An 18276-nucleotide genomic window follows, 5' to 3' on the forward strand; every position below is an offset into this window, starting at 1 on the left:
AGGCTGCTTACTTGTGAAAGGTGTCATATCAGGGCGCGTCGGCATAATAAGACCTGTCAAACCGTTGTTTGGATCTAGTATTTGTCTAACAGGAGTATTCAAAAAATGATGACTTTGTTAGAAATGATAGAAGCTGGGTAGGAACTGTATGTATATGTTGTCTATGTGGTTTTACTATTTGGTGTCTGGACATTAACCAATCGAGCGTTAGAATAATCTCAACAATCTATGACTTTCTACCGAAACAATGGGTATGCTAAGAAGAATCCTGTCCCTATTACTGATCCCCTTTGTGTTACTGACCCAGTCAGTTTCATTCGGGCATTCGCATGCAGGTAACCAGCCTGCAGGGCATGATTTGCGCGTTCATTTTCATGTCAGCTCACCTGAGGCTGACGAACAGCATGGGCATTCGCATGCACATGGGACTCACTCTCATGAACATGAGGGGCACTCTCATACGGATCATGACAAGCCTGATTCTTCTCAGGTCGAATTTCCCTTTGACCATGATTCTTCTGCCATCTACCTCAACAGTACGGACCTGACATCGAGTTCGCGTTCACTGCTGGAAACAGAACTGTTGTTGTCCTTTCACTGGAATGCGATCGAAGCCGATGCGCTGGCCTGCTCATTATCGGCGGCTACTCCTGAATGGAGCAGGCAGGATTGCGCACCTCCCGGGGCCGAATCCCCGCTCTTTCTCCGCCATCACGCATTCCTGATCTAAGCGTGCGCTTTTCTTGCAGGCAGTCTCTGAACTGACATGCTGCTGCACTGCTTTCTCTCTTGGCGTCGAAGAAAATTTTATTGCATGCTGGTACTGATTTTCCAGCGAAGCTGCGAATCGTTCATCAAGCTTTGTGTCCATGGGATGGTCAGAATGCGTTTTTTCTGATCACGGCGGAGCTGATGAGTTGGATTATCAAGATCCCGATTTTCGGTATTTAAAGGGACCGTTATGAAGATACTTCTTCAATCGTTGAAGCCTGTTCTGGGAATCACAATCTTTGTTTTGATTGCTGCCGGTTTTATCTTGCGCGATCACTGGTTGCCGCTGCTGGAGCCAAATCAGGCTGGTCAATCGAAAAATCTGGCCGCTGCATCAAAAAAAGCAGAGGGCAAAAAAAAAACAGATCAGCAAAAGATCGTCCTCTCAGACCAGGCAATTGCCAATCTAGAGTTGAAAGTGAAATCAATTTTTCCCGAGACCTATTGGAAAACGCTCCAGGTCCCGGGGATGATCGTGGATCGTCCAGGACGCAGTGACCAGAGTGTGATTTCACCCATCGATGGGGTCGTAGAGAAAATGAACTACTTTCCGGGCGATACGGTTCGACCGGGTGATGTGCTCTACACGATTCGTATTCTCAGTGAAACTTTGCTGCAGACTCAGACCAATCTGTTCAAAGATACCCAGAATCTCGTGCTGGCGGAGAGAAAGAGAAAACGCCTGGAATCCTCCAGGGGCGCGATTCCTGAATCCCGGATCATCGAGGCGGCCAATGATATCACCCGCTTGAAAGTGGCCATCAAGGGCTACCAGCAGGAACTGCGCAGTCGGGGGTTCAGCCAGCAGCAGTTGCAGGAAATTGCCAGCGGTAATTTTATTCAGGATCTGGATATCCTGGTTCCCGATCGCATGTCAAAATCCAAGCCACTGGATGCGTCCGTTGTCATGAAAACATCAGGCAAAGAAGTCAAACTGAAAACACCTCCTACATTCGAGGTCCAGGAATGTGAGGTCGATCTGGGACAGCAGGTGAAAACGGGGCAGATGTTGTGCCTGCTGGCAAACCATCGTCTGCTGGCGATTGAAGGACGGGCCTTCCGGAACGAAACACAACTGCTGGAGCGCAACGTGAGAGAGGGCTGGCCGGTCGAAGTCGATTTTCAGGAGCACGCAGCGAGTGACTGGCCTGCTCACAATCAGGTTTTTCTGATTCACAAGCTGATGAATGTCATCGATCCCGTGAACCGTACTTTCGCCTTTCGTCTGCCATTAGAAAATCAGTCCCGTATTATAGAGCAGAATGGACAGATTCAGGTACTCTGGCGTTTTCGTCCCGGCCAGAAAGTGCGGCTGTTGATCCGGGTGGAAAAACTGGACAACGTGTTCGTGCTACCGGCTGATGCCGTTGCCCGTGAAGGGGCGGAAGCTTATGTCTTCATCCAGAATGTGAATACCTTCTACCGCAAACCGGTGCGTGTGCTGGAGCGAGATCGCCGCCATACGGTCATTGCCAATGATGGATCTCTGACTCCCGGTTCGTTTGTGGTTCAGGGATCTGCGGAGCAGTTGAACCGTATGCTGAAGTCGTCTTCCGGGGATGATTTGCCGGAAGGCTACCACATTCATGCAGACGGCAGCCTCCACAAAAACGAAGATGAAGGGAAATAGGGGAACGCCGTGCTCAATTCCATTATCCGACTTTCGTTAACTCATCGCACACTGGTGCTGGCTGCCTGTGTTGTCATCCTGGCGTACGGCGGTTACCTGACCACCACATTGCCGATCGACGTTTTTCCCGACCTCGATCGCCCGCGCGTAGTGATTCTGACGGAGTGCCCTGGCATGTCGTCTGAAGAGGTTGAAACTCTGGTCACTTATCCCATTGAAACAGCGATTCTGGGAGCGAACGGGGTCGAAGATGTTCGCAGCCAGTCCAGCCAGGGCATGAACGTGATCTACATTGAATTCAGCTGGCAGACCGAACCGCGCTACGCCCGTCAGATTGTCTCGGAACGTCTGGCGAATGTGCCCATGCCGCCTGGCATCCGCCCGATTATGACACCGCAGGCTTCGATCATGGGGCAAATTCTGCATGTGGGAATCCATCGCCGCAAAGGACCACAAGGGGGAACGCTGACCCCAATTGGACAGACTGGCCTACTGGCGGAACGTACCGAACAAGAGGGAAAACCTGTACTGACGGTGTGGAATCCGGTAGAGCGCAACGATCCCGGTCTGTGGCAGAAAATAGAGGTCCAGAATTCCAATTGGAAACCGAAAGATCTCGGACGAAATGTTTCTTTTGTCTGGAATAAACGTTCCTATGACGTCGTTTTTCCGACTCCCCTCGAAGAACGGATGGATCTGCGCACGACAGCAGACTGGCTCATCCGACCGCGTTTGCTCAAATTAACCGGCATCGCAGAAGTCATCGTCATGGGGGGCGATAAAAAGCAGTACCAGGTTCTGGTCGACCCCATTAAATTACAGGAATACAATGTTTCGCTGCAGGATGTCGAGGAGGCCGTTCAATCAAATAACCTGAATGCCAGCGGCGGATTTATCCTCAGTGGCCAGACCGAACGTTCTGTGCGGATCATTGGTCGGCTGGGGGCAATTACGAATGAAGTACTGGATGAACTTCGTAAAGCTCCAATTAAAATGAACGGTGATCGTGCTGTCCTACTGGAGAACGTGGCAGAAATCGTCGAAGGCCCTGCGCCAAAGCGGGGAGATGCCAGTATCGATGGACACGCGGGCGTGGTGATTACGATCGTCAAACAGCCGCATGCCGATACCAGAAAGCTGACTGATGATGTGATGGCGGCTCTACATGATGCGGAAACATCACTGCCTGCCGACATCGTGATCAACACGAAGCTGTTCAAGCTCAAAAGCTTTATTGACCGGGGGATTTACTATGTAGAAGAAGCCCTGGTGATTGGTGCAGTACTCGTGGTAATCGTGCTGTTTCTGTTTCTGCTGAATCTGCGGACGACGTTCATTACACTCACCGCAATTCCGTTATCACTGGTGATCACAACCCTTGTTTTTCGGATTGTCGGAGTACTCACGGGCACCGAACTCTCGATCAATGTGATGACCCTGGGAGGGATTGCAGTTGCGATTGGTGAACTCGTTGACGATGCGATTGTGGATGTGGAAAATATTTTCCGTCGCTTGGGAGAAAATAACCTGAGCCCTGATCCGAAGCCCGCCATTGTCGTCGTGTATGAGGCCAGCCGGGAAATTCGTTCTGCGATTATCTTTGGTACCGCCGTTGTGGTGCTGGCCTTCATGCCCCTGTTTGCCCTGTCGGGAGTCGAAGGGCGTCTGTTCGTTCCCCTGGGAGTGGCTTATATTGTTTCGATTCTGGCCTCGCTGCTGGTCTCGCTGACGGTGACCCCCGTATTGTCTTTCTATCTGCTGCCCCAGGCCAAGGCGACCCACGAGCATCAGGATGGCCGTTTGCTGCGGGTTCTGAAGTGGGGTGCCGGATATCTGATCCGGTTTAGCATGCGGCATGCAGCCGTTTTGCTGCTAATGACCTGGGCTCTGGTCGGCGTCAGTGTCTGGGAACTTTCCAAACTGGGAGCTGACTTTCTGCCGAAATTCGATGAAGGGAGCGTACAGATCAACGTTACCCTGCCGGGAGGCTCTTCTTTGAAAGCTTCGAATGAAGCCTCTTCACTGATCGATGCCCAGTTGGTCAAAATGCAGAAATCCAAAGACAAGCCACAGGGGCCGATTTTACACTTTTTTCGCCGGACCGGACGGGCCGAACTGGATGAACATGCTCAACCGGTAAATGTGGGAGAGTATATTCTGACAATGAATCCGGAGGCGAACTACGATCGTGATGAGTTTCTGGAGACGTTACTCTCTAATCTGGAAACGAATGTTCCCGGAGTCGGGATCGAGGCGGAGCAGCCGCTGTCTCATCTCATCAGTCATATGCTGTCCGGGGTCAAGGCCCAGGTCGGTATCAAACTGTATGGAGATGATCTCGATAAACTCCGCGAACTGGCGGGAGATGTCCGTGATGCGATCACCGATATTCCTGGTGTAACACCGCCCATTATCGATCCACAGGAACGGGTCGATGAACTGCATGTCGTTCTGAAGCCAGACGAACTGGCATATTTCGGATTGAGCCGTGAATATGTCGCCCGGTTTGTGGAAACAGCCCTGAAGGGGGAAGCGGTTTCTCAGGTCCTGGAAGGCCAGCGTCGGTTTGACTTGATCATCAAACTTAACGAACAATATCGTTCCGATCCATACAATCTGGGGGAACTGCGGCTGGAACTCCCCGATGGCAGAGGACAGATCCGTTTGCGGGAACTGGCTGACTTCCCCGGCTCCGCCAGTGGGCCGAACCTGGTCAACCGGGAAAATGTCCGCAGACGACAGACGATCCGCTGTAATGTGTCGGGACGCGATCTGGCCAGCACCGTGGTTGAGATCGAAAAACAGGTCCGCGAACAGGTCGCCCTGCCTACCGGCTATTTTGTGGAGTTCGGGGGGCAGTTTGAAGCGCAACGCTCTGCAACATTCCTGATCACGATTCTAGCTGCCGTCTCTGTTGCCGGTATCTTTATCGTGCTGATGATGCTCTATCCTTCGGCGCGGATCACGTTTCAGATTCTGAACGCGATTCCGACAGCGTTCATCGGAGGCGTCTTCGCGCTGGTCTTAACCAACCAGACTCTGACAGTCGCCAGCATGGTGGGCTTTGTATCCCTGGGGGGGATTGCCGTCCGTAATGGAATTTTGCTGGTAACGCACTATTTCCATCTAATGGAAGAAGAAGGAGAAGCGTTCTCTCCCCAGATGGTACTGCGGGGCAGCCTGGAACGGCTGGCTCCGGTGCTGATGACCGCATTGACCGCCGGGATCGCCTTGATTCCGCTGGTGGTGGGCGGAAATAAACCGGGACTGGAAATTCTCTATCCCGTAGCGACCGTCATACTGGGAGGGCTGGTGACATCCACCTTCTGTGAATTTTTTATTCACCCCGGATTGTTCTGGAAATTCTCAGGCAAGGATGCCGAACGCCTGGTTCGTAGTGAAAGTTCTGACGAAGAACTGCTGCGGGCTGTCACACAACAACACTCTTGATTGATTTCTCTAAAGAAAAGGAAAACAAAATGATGAACTTGAAAATCTCTGGCTTACTGTTCGCTGCTCTGATTGTGACAGGCTGTGCAGATAAAGGCAGCACAGACTCTGCTCCGAAGGAGACAACTCCACCGCCAGCAGCACAGACAAAAGAGAGTCATGGAGATGCTCATTCGCATGGGACAGGCCCGAATGGCGGGGTTGTCTTTGATCTGGGTAAGTACCATGCGGAATTCACAGTGGATCACCCAAAGCATGAGTGCACGATTCTGTTTCTGGGAGCAGATGAGAAATCGCCTGGACCGGTTGCCGCGAAAGAACTGACACTGTCAATCAAGGAAACGAAGACGGCAGAAGGCAAAGTCGTGCCTCCCATGACCGTCAAGATGCTCCCTCAGGACGAGGCAGACGGAAAAGCAGCCAAATTTGTCGGGACCGATCCCGGGATCGGCAACGTTGCTGACTTCGCCGGAACCGTACTGGGAGAAATTGATGGTAAACCATCTCAGGGTGAATTCCAGGAATAATTCATCCGCCTGTTTAACGAGTCTCCCTGATGGTCATCGCTTTGAGGATTCACTCAAGCGGTGACCAAAAGGGGGAGAGACATACATGATCTAATTCGAATCATCTACAGTGAGGATGGGGACGAAGAATGTATTATTTCTTGAAAGTGGCTCTGACAGCAGTGCTGGTAGTGGCGGTCTCCGAAATCTCCAAACGTAGCTCTCTGTTAGGTGGTGTACTTGCCTCTCTACCGCTCGTCTCCTTCCTGGGATTGATCTGGCTCTATATCGACACAGGAAGCGCCGAAAAAGTTTCTGAGCTGTCCCGAAGCATCTTCTGGCTGGTACTGCCGTCACTCTCCTTCTTTCTACTCCTGCCATTTTTGTTGAAAAAGGGAGTCGGCTTCACTGCCAGCTTCGGAATTTCGACTGTGGTGATGATTGGGCTCTATCTGGGAATGTTTTTCTGTTTAAAGAAACTAGGAATTCAATCCTGACCCTTTACTTCCTCACACGCTATCCGGGAAAGCACCCATTTGTCCCCGTTGCAGGCTTCATCTCGTAAAAAAAGGACTGATGTGGGAGCATCGGAATTCCTGCAGAATGTTCATCTGAGATGGTACTGGTGATATCGGGTAGGATTTGTGTGCCGGTGGTTTGTTTCTTTGATCAGGATTCTACCGGCGGCGAGCGCCGATCCGCTCAATTTTTGGGGACCGTTTTGGTTCCATCGAGGCGGTGATTTGGGATTGAGCGTCGCGAGGCGGGCGGGCACCTAAACTCGCGACGACATCTGGAGAAGAGCATCATGTTTGTGACTAAGATCTTTGTGAACGGCGTGGGGGAGTCAAGAGGGCGTTGCGTATTTTCTCCGGGAATGTCATGTGATCTCCCCGGATGGTCTTGTCATGTTCCAGGAATGCCAAATGAAGCGTTACGATGTCGTTTGAAAACTGAGGTGCATCGGAGCAGTGGATTGGAAAATCGTGCTGAAACGAGCGGGTTTGATCGTGCTGTCTTTTTCAGTGGTACAGGAATCTCAACTGAACCAATAGTGATCTCTCACGCGCGCGACGTTATCTCCGCATCATCATGCCGATACGCGCGATGCGGTCAAGTCGAATTTTTTCAGCAGGATGTGGCAGAGGTTCAGCAGGGGATGGTGAGGCAAGTGATGATTTCAAATCGAGTTGAAAAAATATACCCGAAGGGATTCGAACCCCTAACCCCCGGTTCCGAAGACCGTAATAGCTTTAACCATGCTTTGCTTATGCTTCACAAAGACCCGTTTTTCAGGGCAATTTACTTCAACCACGCTTTGACAATACTTTGCTTTTGCTTTGATAACGCGTATTTGTGGGGGGATAAGTGGGGGGAATTCTCGAACAGAATGACTAAAGGTTCGAAGTTCAAAGGCTTCTTCAAATTTCTGACCAGGTAATCTATGGTATTTGAACAGGTCATTTGAAAGTGGTTTGAAATTTCACATTCGCGTATCGGATTTCTGTTTTTTATCGGCTGCCCAGCGGGGTAAAACGAACGTGTAGCCGGGGGCAAGATTCTAGTTGTTCAATTATACGTATACGCTTTGTAGTGCGCGAATGGCTGATATTTTTGTGTGCGAAGACAGTAAATCACAACGTGCGACAGTCTTAGGTGCTTGGAATTCAGTACAATGTATTTTTCAACAAAATGTTTTGCCGTACGGTTAATATTACGCCAAGATTCTTTATGAATTGAAAAACTGTGGGTGCTTCCTTCTGTTAAATGCTGCTTTGTCAGACCTGTTCATCATATTTGGCTTTGTTCTCGATATTTTCCAGGTGTAAGTCCGGTGAGACGTTTAAAGGCAGTGATAAATTGAGGGGCCATACCGTAGCCAGACAAAGTGGCTATTGTAGTGATCTTATACTCTGTCTCGGCTAGCAATTGCTTCGCCCGATTGACTCGTATTCGATTGATCTCTGCTTTTGGGCTGTAGCCTAAAACTCGCTGAAATCGACGATCCAAGCTCGCTCGGCTCAGGGGTATTTGACGAGCCACGCCATCAACTGTGATTCCGTCACAGGCATAATCCCGGATGAGGCGCATTGCAGCCGCGACATCACGGTCCTCTACAGCCACGATGTCGGAAGACTGACGAACATGAATACATGTCGGAGGAATCAAGATTGTCTCTTTTGGAGCCGGTTCACCTTCCATCAATCTGTCGAGTAGAGCTGCTCCTTCATATCCTATTCGCTTGGAATCTGGTTGAATACTACTCAATGGAGGAATTGTGAAGTTAAAGATTACTTCATCGTTGTCAACTCCCAAGACAGCTAGGTCATCAGGAACTCGCAATCCAGCTAGTCCGCATGATGTCAATATCTGCCGGGCGCGTACATCATTGCAAGCAAATACAGCCACTGGCTTTGGCAAATTTTGTAGCCATTGTACAAGCTGCAATTCAGTTAGTTCACCTCTAGCCTCTCTGGTAATGATGTCATCAACCTTGTGCTTTCGGGTTGGTGGTTCAAAAACATCGACGGTGTGTCCTTTCGCCTTCAGATGCTTGATGAAGTAGCTGCATCGCTGATCAGAAAACTCAATGCCGGGGTATCCGCAATAAGCTAGATTCCGAAAACCATTTTGTAGGAAATGGTCAACTGCGAACTGAGCACATATGCTGTGATCCGTATCAAACATACCGCCATTGTGTGGATGGTGAGCACCACGAAGGTCAACTGTTGGAAGGTGAAGGCGATCGATGGCCTCGGCCATTTGCGGTGTCTCTATCCGCGACATGACACCTTCTACCTTCCAATTTTTCAGGGATGAAGGTGGTCCCTCAATGAGGCTTCTTTCTGTGTGAAGGACGTGCCAGTTCTGGTTGACTCGGACATATGCTGCTACTCCGGATAGGCAGCCACGACCATATGCTCTGGAAGTTTCAATCAATAGAAGGACGCGTTTTTGTTCAGGCATGATGTGTTGCCATTTTGAGAAAAAAACAAATTCAAAATAATTGTGTGTGCGGTCAGCATATTCAGCGGAAGAGATAATACCTTTATTATAATAGTGCTAATGGGGATGAATAGTTAGATTTCGTGTTGACGACAATTTGAGGAAAAAACGAAATTGTTTGATTGGATAGAAGAGTGACAACAGTCTATCAATTTGTAACAATTGTCATTCGTGGCGTCTATCATCGACGAATCTTTGCCATGTTATGAACATTTTCTTTTATAAAGTCGTTTTGAGAAACATCAAAATAGCGTAAGTCGTGTTACTGACAGTTTTTTTAATACTCTTTATATGTTTGTTGTCTTTTTTAAATGAAATGGTGAGGTCAATATGAAACTGAAACGTCTCGGTTTTACCCTAATCGAATTGTTGGTCGTGATCGCCATCATCGCGATTTTAATCGCCCTATTACTACCTGCAGTTCAGCAGGCGCGGGAGGCAGCGCGTCGAAATGCTTGTAAAAACAATATAAAGCAAATCGGTTTAGCCCTTCATAACTACCATGAGACGTTTAGGGTATTTCCCTATGCTACAGGGAATCCAGGACAAGCCTCATCCACGTGCACCTTTAGCGGTAGTGATATTACTAACCATACAGGGTGGTTGTATCTTTTGCCATACCTTGATCAATCTCCTCTTTACAATCAATTCAACTTTAGTGCTGCTACTGGTGAGAGATTAGCGGGAGGTGGAACTTTAGCCGGTGGTGGTGCGATAGCCAGTGGAAATGCTCAGTTATCCACAACCATCCTTACGGTATTGTTGTGCCCCACCGATAGCGGAGAAAAGTACTATGAAGGGGCCGACACTACTTATGGATCAGGCGTAGCAAACACGGCTCGGACTTCTTATGGGTTTATTGTGAATGATGCCACCGCTTGCCCAGATTGGGCTATTGCTAATCTTAGCACTAGAACAATGTTTGGTACTAATTCATCTTGCCGTATGCGTGATATCCAAGATGGATCGAGTAATACCGCTGCGATTGCTGAAACGACATTGGAGATTGCTGATGGTAAAACAATGTCTTGGGCAACCGCTCATCACGTTGGCTTGGGAATCAAGTTCGACCTTCCTCCCAATATTGATATTAATAGATGGTTATGCTGTGATTGGACAATCCCACCATGGCAAGAGACACCGATACCTGGTCGTTTAGGCTCGTGGGGTTCACCGGGAAGTACTCACACTGGTGGCATGCATATTTTATTAGCTGATGGTGCCGTTCGATTTATTAGCGAGAACCTCGACAGCACAATACGTAAAAATCTAGCCTACATGGCTGACGGTAATGTCATAGGCCAGTTCTAAATGAGTACTTACAAAGTGATGTTTAAGATGCTTTGTCAGGCTTCATGAAAATATACAAAATGAGAGTACATATTCTGTAATCTTTTCTTTTTAACATTTTTTGAGATTAAGGAATTTTAATGTGACAAACACAGTTTCTCATTTGAAATTAGCTGTCATTTTACATTTATCTATTTTGTTTTACAGTTGTGGTGGTAGTGAGAAAGTTGTACCGGATAAACTCACGGAAGTATCTGGAGTAGTGACTCTTGATGGTAAATCTCTGGCAAGTGCGAGCGTAATCTTTACTCCCTATTCTGGAACAAAAGGCAATGGTGCGTTCGGAGTTACGGATAGTGACGGAAAATATACACTTCAACACAAATCTGGAAAACCTGGCATCGAACCTGGTAAATATTATGTAATATTCTCGAAATGGGCGATGCCCAACGGTTCTCCAATTCCTGCGGGAAAGTCCGCTGCGGACGTGGAAGCCAAACAAGTCATACCAAAAAAATACTTGGCTGTAACCAAGGCGGGGCGTAAGAATATTGCAGAAGTTACAGGAAATGCAAGTTCATTTGACTTTGACCTTAAATCAAAGTAGTAAACTCACTGTTTAAACTGATTTCTTTAGTGTGTTCGTATCAGGCACTCTACTGATAATGGATTTGGATCGTAGTCGGCTGAAAATTTAGAGGAGCATTTTTAATATCAGCGTTCAATATATTGTTGCCACTTCTACGTAGTTTTTTATAGATAGAAATCATCGTGTACTACTTTTGATTGGGTATACAGTGGGGATCGGATATATGAAACCCTGCTGCAATTTCAAACTGCTCACTCATTCTAACTAAGGTCATGTATGCATGGGACATGGTCATTTGCAAACACTTTTGCTTCGTACTTTTTAAAGATGAGCTTGATTAATTTCCATTTTTCCTAAATACATTAAGGAACTTTTGATGAAACACCACAATGTCTTTCTCTCACTTTTACTTGGCCTGCCATGCTGTATGGGGCTCTTGCAAACAGTTGCGATGGCAGAACCTCCTTTCCAGATTTCTCCTAAACTCTTCGATCGCGATAGCGATACTTTGGGTTTAGTCGAGCTTACCGGTGAGCACCGCACTTTGTTTCGAGCAACTGAAGAAAGCTACCAGTATTGCCATCATCCAAATCTAGTTGTTTTTCGTGATCGCCTAGTCTGTATGTGGTCAAACGGTATCGTGGCAGAGGATGAACCAGGTCAGAGAATTCTCTACTGCCATACCAAAGACGGAATTAATTGGACCAAACCGATTGAGTTGGCCAACCATAAGCAAGGAAAAGGAGTTTGTGTCTCCGCTGGTTTTCTTGTATCTGGAAAAACTCTCATCGCGTTTTACACCACAACGGACGGTGAGAATTTTGGGGAGAACACATCTCTCATTGCGCGAACTTCAGTCGACGCTCAAATATGGAGCGAACCGCGTAGAATAGTCAACGGTTTTTTCATCGAAGGACCACGACAATTGCCCAGTGGTCGTCTGCTTCTCTCGGGGGAAAACGTTGGTCCTCAACGCAAAACGAAACGTATGAAGCTACTATATACCGATTCAAATTATAGCTTGGGCAGATGGGAAGAGGCTGACATTGAGATGGATGATATAAATATATTTAGTTACACAGAACCAGGATTTTTTTCGAGAGAAGATGGCACACTGGTCATGTCATTTCGTAATCGTAGCGGGTTCTTATATGCCAGCGAGAGTACCAATCAAGGAAAGTCATGGTCTACGCCCGCCAAAACAAACTTTCCAGATTGCCGAGCCCGATTTTCAGCCGGTAATCTCCCCGATGGTACCGCCTACCTCATCAGCAACCCTGGTCCGGGTCATCGACGCTATTTGACCATCGCACTGAGCGATGATTGTAAAACCTTTGATCGTGCTTTCATGATTTTTGGCAAGCCCATTCGCCACCGCTACGGAGGCCGAACCAAAAGTCACGGTTGGCAATATCCCAACGCTGTCGTCTGGAAAGACCACCTTCACATTGCCTATTCAATTAACAAAGAGGATCTTGGCACATCGCGGATCGCGTTAAAAGAGCTTCAGCGATAAGAACCAATTATACATACTGCTTCATGCACGTGAGTTTGACTCTCGGTTTTGGTTTTACTAGCTGGAAGTCTTCCAGCAATGAAGAGGATACGTCAAATGGCAAATGCTAGGTTCTGTCTTCAAATTCAAAATTCGAATTTCTCAAATTACAAACCGAAAGTCGTCGATCACGAGTAATAGACTTATCATCAAAGTAGACACGATCATCGACTGACCGTCGTCGCTGGAAATATAGTGAAAGACATGATTTCGTTAAATACAAAATCATCAACTGATATTTTGACGTATTCAGACAACCAGTTTTGACAGGAAAGAAAACAATGATGCAGATTCATGTTCCCACTATTCTGGTAGTTTTCAGTTTAGTTCACGCCGTTGGTTGCGGCAATAGTGTTGAACGTCCGAAAACAGTTCCGGTTTCAGGTAAGGTCACTTGGAATGGCGCGCCTTTATCGATGGGGCGCGTGCAGTTTGTCCCCAGCGATTCAAAGAAAGGCCGACCAGCAGTGGGAGACATCAATCAGGAAGGTCATTACACATTAATGACTTTTCAGGCAAATGATGGAGTCATGCCGGGAAACTACAAGATCTTCGTCGATGCGAGAAAAGAAGGCGATCCTAACAATTTGAAAACCAAAGGGGGGTTTCCGATTCTCCCCCAAAAATATTACGACGCAAATAAATCAGGCTTGACCGCATTCATTGAAGATTCAGCCAAGAATAAAGTGGTTGATATAGTTTTAGACGGGAAACGCAAGAAGTAAATTTGTGTTTCTGAATATATAAGGTGTGATTCTTTTACAACTACTTAGTTTTTTATCATCGCATGAAAGGTTTGAAGAAATGAAACAACGACGCGCTTTTACATTGATTGAGTTGTTAGTGGTGATTGCAATTATCGCCATTCTCATCGCACTACTTTTACCGGCTGTTCAACAAGCGCGGGAAGCAGCCCGCCGCAGCACCTGCAAGAATAATCTGAAGCAAATCGGATTGGCGTTGCACAACTACCATGACGTGTTTCGGACATTCCCCTATGGCGGCTCGGCTATATACTGGAATGCCGCCGGCGAAAACGCTTTCAATTGGCGGGTCATGATTCTTCCCTATCTTGATCAAGCGCCTCTTTACAACGAAATGAGCCCCTATTTTGGAAGTTACAGCAATACTACGATGGCAGGCTTGACCCATTTTCATGAGCAAGTTATTGCAGTTTACCAGTGCCCTAGCGAACCGGGCAGTGGAATTCGAAGTGGTTTGGCCAGTGATGAAGACAATGGATTGGGATTTGTTACAACAGCTGCCGTTTCGTCATATAACGGTTCGTCTGGTCCGACCTCATCTACGACGAACTGTTTTCTATGTGCTTCTAACGTTTGTTTATGTCACGACGGAGGAAATCACTTCGGTAGTGACAACAAAGTTGAAGGCATCATGGCGAATAATGCACGAGGAGCCAAAATTCGCGATATTACCGACGGGACTTCGAACACACTCGGCGTCGGTGAAGTGACACAGATTAATAACGGTCTAGGAAACCACTATGCCCAATGGGATGGAATTTGGGCCGTCTCATCAACCACAACAGGCATTAATTGGGTTGGCAGAGGAGCAACCTGGGCATCGGGACACGGATTCGCCAGTAATCATGTCGGAGGCGCCCATTTTTTAATGTGTGATGGTGCAGTGAGATTCATCAGCGAGAATCTCGACCTAGCAACATTCGGATTCCTCGGTGGCAAAGCAGATGGAAACGTCATCGGCGAATTCTAAATCTAACAAAAAACGGACGGCAGAAAACAGGCTTCCAATTCAGAAGCTTGTTTCTCTGCTATCCCGTATGGTCAATTTATTCAGCTACGCGTCTTGTCTTATGATGATCAGACTTTGGGATTAGTGGAAACCGTCAATTTCCAGCCTACTGTCATCTCATTTTGAACTGACATTCCTCCAAGTATGACACCAGCCACAAGACTTGTATGTTTGACTTGTCAGGATCATACGGTGTAATGGACATTGTCGTGGAAAAGACTTCTGAGCGTAGCGAAGACTTCTCCATTCAGCAATTCATCTCTTAGCTTTCCATTGAATGATTCAATGTATCCATTCTCCCAGGAACTGCCTAGCTCGATAAACAACGTCTTCACTTCAATTCTCCGTAACCAGTCACGAACTCTTTTGGCTGTAAACTCAGGACCACTCTCACTTCGAATAATGTGATCAGGAACTCCACGACGTACAAACAGGTCACTTAAACACTCCAATACGTTTTCACTGTTGAGCCTTCTTTCGACATCAATTGCCAGACATTCTCTGGTAAATTCATCAAGCATAGTGAACATTCGGAAGGATCGGCCATCATGTGTGCGACAAGGCACAAAGTCATAACTCGAGACATGGTCGATATCAACTACCGAAAGACCCGGGTGCCTCGACACGATTAATTGATTGCCAACCATAGTTGTTTTTTACTTTTATGGATTGAGAGTATCGACTAGCCTGGGGCCAGGTTTACTGTAACGTCTTCATTCTCTTTGAGACGAGCGAAATAAGATGAAAGACGCTATAGTGAAAAGAAATGGGTTCCAGCTTATTTCAATCAAGCTCGATTCTGATATACATCAATTACACCTACATTCCTTTTGTAAGCGATATGAGGTAAATATTTGTCCCAATCCTGTGACTTATTCCCTGAACCACCGGAACGTCTCGCCTCGTTGCATCTGCGAAACACCTTTTCATTCATTGGCCCCGGCTTGATTATTGCATCGGTCACTATCGGTAGCGGTGAATTAGTTTGGGCTTCACGAGCTGGTGCGGTGTTCGGTTATCAGTTGCTATGGTGCTTCTTGCTGGCAGGTATTTTCAAGGCAGTTCAGGTCTATGGTGCAGCGCGGCACCTTACACTGACGGGCGAACATCCCATGGTCAGCTGGAAGGCAATCCCCGGTCCGCCGTTGTGGTTTCCGTTGCTGATCGCGTTACCAACAGTACTGGTGATGCCGATTGCCTTCTCAAGTATTTCAGAGATTCTTGGTGGCTATCTGCGTGAGTTGACTGGGATATCGATGAGCAATCAACCTGTCGGTCCGTTTGACGGATTTGAATTCTGGCAAAACGTCTGGGGGGGCGCCGTTCTCACAATCTGTTTCATATTGGCGATCAGCTCGACATTAAAGACATTGGAGCGCGTCTCTGCAGTTGTACTCGGTCTAATCATCGTTTGTGCGACGATTTCCGTAATCGTTTGCAAACCAAATGTTGCTGACTTTCTTGCCGGGCTATTTATTCCTCTTGTTCCCGATTATGAACCCTGGGTTGTAACCGAATACGCAAACACGTTCGCAGGTCGCAGTCCGTGGCTGGAAGTGGCGCTCTACCTAAGCGCTGTTGGCGGCGGGACGTTTGATTACATTGGCTATGTCGGCATGATTCGCGAAAAGAAGTGGGGACTTGCTGGCAGCAAGGTAGCCTCTTGCGATCAACTCGAACTGATCGACGATGACCAAGTGACCCGCGCCAAAATCTGGACACGTGCGGCGATGCTTGATACGGGGATCTCGTTCACAAGCGTGATTCTCGTAACACTTTTGTTCGCCGTACTTGGTGCCTTATTATTACATACCGAACAGAGAATCCCTGATAACACGACGCTCCTTTCTGAACAGGAGACGTTTCTTACACAACTACATCCATGGCTTCTTTGGCTTTACCCTGTTGGCGTTTTCCTGGCATTCATCGGTACTTTGTACGGAGCATTTGAAATTTATCGCTACACAGTGGTTGAGAGTGCACGCTCCCTGTTACCCAAATGGACAACAGACAAACATGTTCCGATTTGGCGCAATCTGACAGTAGCCTACTGCTACGGCGGTGGTATGATCATGATCTGGTTACCCAAACAAGTTGCAGGAAATGTACTGGACCGGATGACGTTTGGTGCGGTAATTGGAGGTGCTACATTATGCGGTTTATGGTGTTTCGCCATGTTATGGATCAATCACGTACGATTACCACGCGTATTAAGGATGAGTTGGCCATTGTGGGTGTCAACGTTGATTGCCGGAATTGCGATGACTGCACTTGGCGTACAAACATTGCTTGTTTATTTTTAATTTAAAACACTTAATGCTTAGTTGCTGTAATATTTATGAAATAGTGAATGTTTCACAAGCGTGACCATGGAATACAGATGCTCTACTTTAAATCAATGACCTGTTTAATAAAGTATTAGAAAAAACGAGAAACCTGGATGAAAATTACCAATTACACACTCCATCGACTCCATTTACCATTGCGAGAGCCAATCGGTGATTCTCAAGTTCGATTCGCCGATCATTGGATGACGATTATTGAACTGCATACCGATATGGGGCACTCGGGTGTTGGTTTTCAAATTCAACAAGGAATGCCTGTCTCTAGTCTGGCTGATATGAAGACACAATTTGAATACGACGTTTGGCCAAGCCTGTTGAGTGGTTCGCCAATAGGACTGGCCCAGCGCATCACACGACCGCGTGGAGGTAATGTAGGCGGCGGTTACTTGACGCTCTCAGTCGAAACCGCACTCTGGGATTTGATTGGTAAACAGCAACAACTGCCTCTCTATCAAGTACTCGGTGGCGACAACCCGTGTGTGCCCGCTTATGGCAGTACGCTGGACTTTCCTCTCACCGATTCCGAGTTTCGAGCCAAGTTAGAACAATTTCGTAAGCAGGGCTTTCGTGCGATCAAAACCAAAGTCGGACATGCTGACATTGCCTGGGATCTGTGCCGGCTTGGGATTGTTAAGGAAGTCATGGGCGATGATGTTTGTTTGATGGTCGATGCAAACGAAGCGTGGTCTGTTAAAGAAACATTGATTCGCATGCATACCTATTGTGATGCAGGCCACGAGATATTCTGGATCGAAGACCCGATTACGCGCGATGATTACGAGGGCTATGCTCGCTTATGCTCTCAGCTCACAAACACACGTGTGAACACAGGGGAGTACCTGGGCTTTTCAGGAAAACGACGGTTATTAGAACACAACGCAGTCGATGTGTTAAATGTTCATGGTTCCATCAGTACAACACGATCAGCTGCATGGCTGGCCGCTGATTATGGCGTGCCTCTGTCATTAGGAAACACGGTGCTGGAACTTGGAGTGCATCTTGCGGCGAGTTTACCCGAGTGCCTTTTTCTTGAGTATTCGGATTTGGTGTGGAACGAAATTGCCATCGAGCCCGTCCGGTTCGCAGATGGTTACGCATACGCTCCTGATCGACCGGGACATGGAATTGAGCTTGATCGAGATAAGATCGACTATTATTCCAGTCCATAAAAGAAAAAGTGGCTGGCGATCATGAAGTTGAAATATGTGTAGCCAATTTAAATTCTGCTATCAGTTATCAAGAGAAAAGTGTAATGACACGAAAGCAGAAATCTTCGATTTCATCGAACCACGTTTGGTGGAATTCTGACTGAGTGTAATCACCTTGGTGGGTTACTGAATTATTACTATCGAGATGCTGTG

13 protein-coding genes and 1 pseudogene are annotated in these 18276 nt (G+C 47.4%); 12 read left to right on the forward strand and 2 right to left on the reverse strand.

The features are described from left to right. Positions 1-253 precede the first annotated feature (253 nt). The 5 genes from Pan241w_RS29320 (at position 254) to Pan241w_RS08560 (ending at position 6854) form a co-directional block, all read left to right on the forward strand. The gene (locus tag Pan241w_RS29320) at positions 254-730 is read left to right on the forward strand and encodes a hypothetical protein (protein WP_198000412.1); all 477 of its coding nucleotides are present in this window, start codon (positions 254-256) and stop codon (positions 728-730) included. Between the two features lie 231 nt (positions 731-961). Then, positions 962-2401, forward strand: a complete 1440-nt coding sequence (locus Pan241w_RS08545) for an efflux RND transporter periplasmic adaptor subunit (protein ID WP_232107389.1) — start codon at positions 962-964, stop codon at positions 2399-2401. Between the two features lie 9 nt (positions 2402-2410). After that, positions 2411-5851, forward strand: coding sequence for an efflux RND transporter permease subunit (locus Pan241w_RS08550; RefSeq protein WP_145213811.1), 3441 nt, complete (start codon positions 2411-2413; stop codon positions 5849-5851). A 29-nt stretch (positions 5852-5880) separates the two neighbouring features. Then, on the forward strand, positions 5881-6378 hold the full coding sequence (locus Pan241w_RS08555; protein ID WP_232107390.1) for a hypothetical protein: 498 nt from the start codon (positions 5881-5883) through the stop codon (positions 6376-6378). 128 nt (positions 6379-6506) lie between these two features. Next, entirely contained in the window at positions 6507-6854 is a 348-nt protein-coding gene (locus tag Pan241w_RS08560) for a DUF3147 family protein (RefSeq protein ID WP_145213814.1), read from the forward strand. A gap of 1294 nt (positions 6855-8148) precedes the next feature. On the opposite strand, the gene Pan241w_RS08565 is transcribed toward Pan241w_RS08560, so the two are convergent. Beyond that, a complete protein-coding gene (locus tag Pan241w_RS08565; RefSeq protein ID WP_145213817.1) occupies positions 8149-9324 on the reverse strand; it encodes a XylR family transcriptional regulator in 1176 nt (391 codons plus the stop codon). Between the two features lie 369 nt (positions 9325-9693). On the opposite strand from Pan241w_RS08565, the gene Pan241w_RS08570 reads away from it, so the two are divergent. The 5 genes from Pan241w_RS08570 (at position 9694) to Pan241w_RS08590 (ending at position 14531) form a co-directional block, all read left to right on the forward strand. Beyond that, on the forward strand, positions 9694-10674 hold the full coding sequence (locus Pan241w_RS08570; RefSeq protein WP_145213820.1) for a DUF1559 domain-containing protein: 981 nt from the start codon (positions 9694-9696) through the stop codon (positions 10672-10674). 121 nt (positions 10675-10795) lie between these two features. After that, positions 10796-11260 (forward strand): carboxypeptidase-like regulatory domain-containing protein, encoded by a 465-nt coding sequence (locus tag Pan241w_RS08575; protein ID WP_145213823.1) that lies wholly within the window; start codon positions 10796-10798, stop codon positions 11258-11260. A 358-nt stretch (positions 11261-11618) separates the two neighbouring features. Next, entirely contained in the window at positions 11619-12758 is a 1140-nt protein-coding gene (locus Pan241w_RS08580; protein ID WP_145213826.1) for an exo-alpha-sialidase, read from the forward strand. 320 nt (positions 12759-13078) lie between these two features. Beyond that, positions 13079-13522, forward strand: coding sequence for a hypothetical protein (locus tag Pan241w_RS08585; protein WP_145213829.1), 444 nt, complete (start codon positions 13079-13081; stop codon positions 13520-13522). Positions 13523-13601: 79 nt separating this feature from the next. Further along, positions 13602-14531, forward strand: a complete 930-nt coding sequence (locus tag Pan241w_RS08590; RefSeq protein WP_145213832.1) for a DUF1559 domain-containing protein — start codon at positions 13602-13604, stop codon at positions 14529-14531. A gap of 263 nt (positions 14532-14794) precedes the next feature. Here Pan241w_RS08590 and Pan241w_RS08595 read toward each other — a convergent pair. Next, a pseudogene (locus Pan241w_RS08595) lies at positions 14795-15160 on the reverse strand (DDE-type integrase/transposase/recombinase); the annotation flags it as partial. A gap of 264 nt (positions 15161-15424) precedes the next feature. Here Pan241w_RS08595 and Pan241w_RS08600 point away from each other — a divergent pair. Both Pan241w_RS08600 and Pan241w_RS08605 read left to right on the forward strand, forming a co-directional pair. Continuing rightward, the gene (locus Pan241w_RS08600; protein WP_145213838.1) at positions 15425-16873 is read left to right on the forward strand and encodes an Nramp family divalent metal transporter; all 1449 of its coding nucleotides are present in this window, start codon (positions 15425-15427) and stop codon (positions 16871-16873) included. Between the two features lie 137 nt (positions 16874-17010). Further along, entirely contained in the window at positions 17011-18084 is a 1074-nt protein-coding gene (locus tag Pan241w_RS08605) for a mandelate racemase/muconate lactonizing enzyme family protein (protein ID WP_145213841.1), read from the forward strand. The last annotated feature ends 192 nt before the right edge of the window (positions 18085-18276 follow it).

The organism is Gimesia alba (assembly GCF_007744675.1).
Classification (GTDB): Bacteria; Planctomycetota; Planctomycetia; order Planctomycetales; family Planctomycetaceae; genus Gimesia; species Gimesia alba.

What these genes read in the sequence shown, in the direction of transcription:
- Pan241w_RS29320 (WP_198000412.1), top strand. Translation starts at nt 254, where the DNA reads ATGCTAAGAAGAATCCTGTCCCTATTACTGATCCCCTTTGTGTTACTG.
- Pan241w_RS08545 (WP_232107389.1), top strand. Translation starts at nt 962, where the DNA reads ATGAAGATACTTCTTCAATCGTTGAAGCCTGTTCTGGGAATCACAATC.
- Pan241w_RS08555 (WP_232107390.1), top strand. Translation starts at nt 5,881, where the DNA reads ATGATGAACTTGAAAATCTCTGGCTTACTGTTCGCTGCTCTGATTGTG.
- Pan241w_RS08560 (WP_145213814.1), top strand. Translation starts at nt 6,507, where the DNA reads ATGTATTATTTCTTGAAAGTGGCTCTGACAGCAGTGCTGGTAGTGGCG.
- Pan241w_RS08565 (WP_145213817.1), bottom strand. Translation starts at nt 9,324, where the DNA reads ATGCCTGAACAAAAACGCGTCCTTCTATTGATTGAAACTTCCAGAGCA.
- Pan241w_RS08570 (WP_145213820.1), top strand. Translation starts at nt 9,694, where the DNA reads ATGAAACTGAAACGTCTCGGTTTTACCCTAATCGAATTGTTGGTCGTG.
- Pan241w_RS08580 (WP_145213826.1), top strand. Translation starts at nt 11,619, where the DNA reads ATGAAACACCACAATGTCTTTCTCTCACTTTTACTTGGCCTGCCATGC.
- Pan241w_RS08585 (WP_145213829.1), top strand. Translation starts at nt 13,079, where the DNA reads ATGATGCAGATTCATGTTCCCACTATTCTGGTAGTTTTCAGTTTAGTT.
- Pan241w_RS08590 (WP_145213832.1), top strand. Translation starts at nt 13,602, where the DNA reads ATGAAACAACGACGCGCTTTTACATTGATTGAGTTGTTAGTGGTGATT.
- Pan241w_RS08605 (WP_145213841.1), top strand. Translation starts at nt 17,011, where the DNA reads ATGAAAATTACCAATTACACACTCCATCGACTCCATTTACCATTGCGA.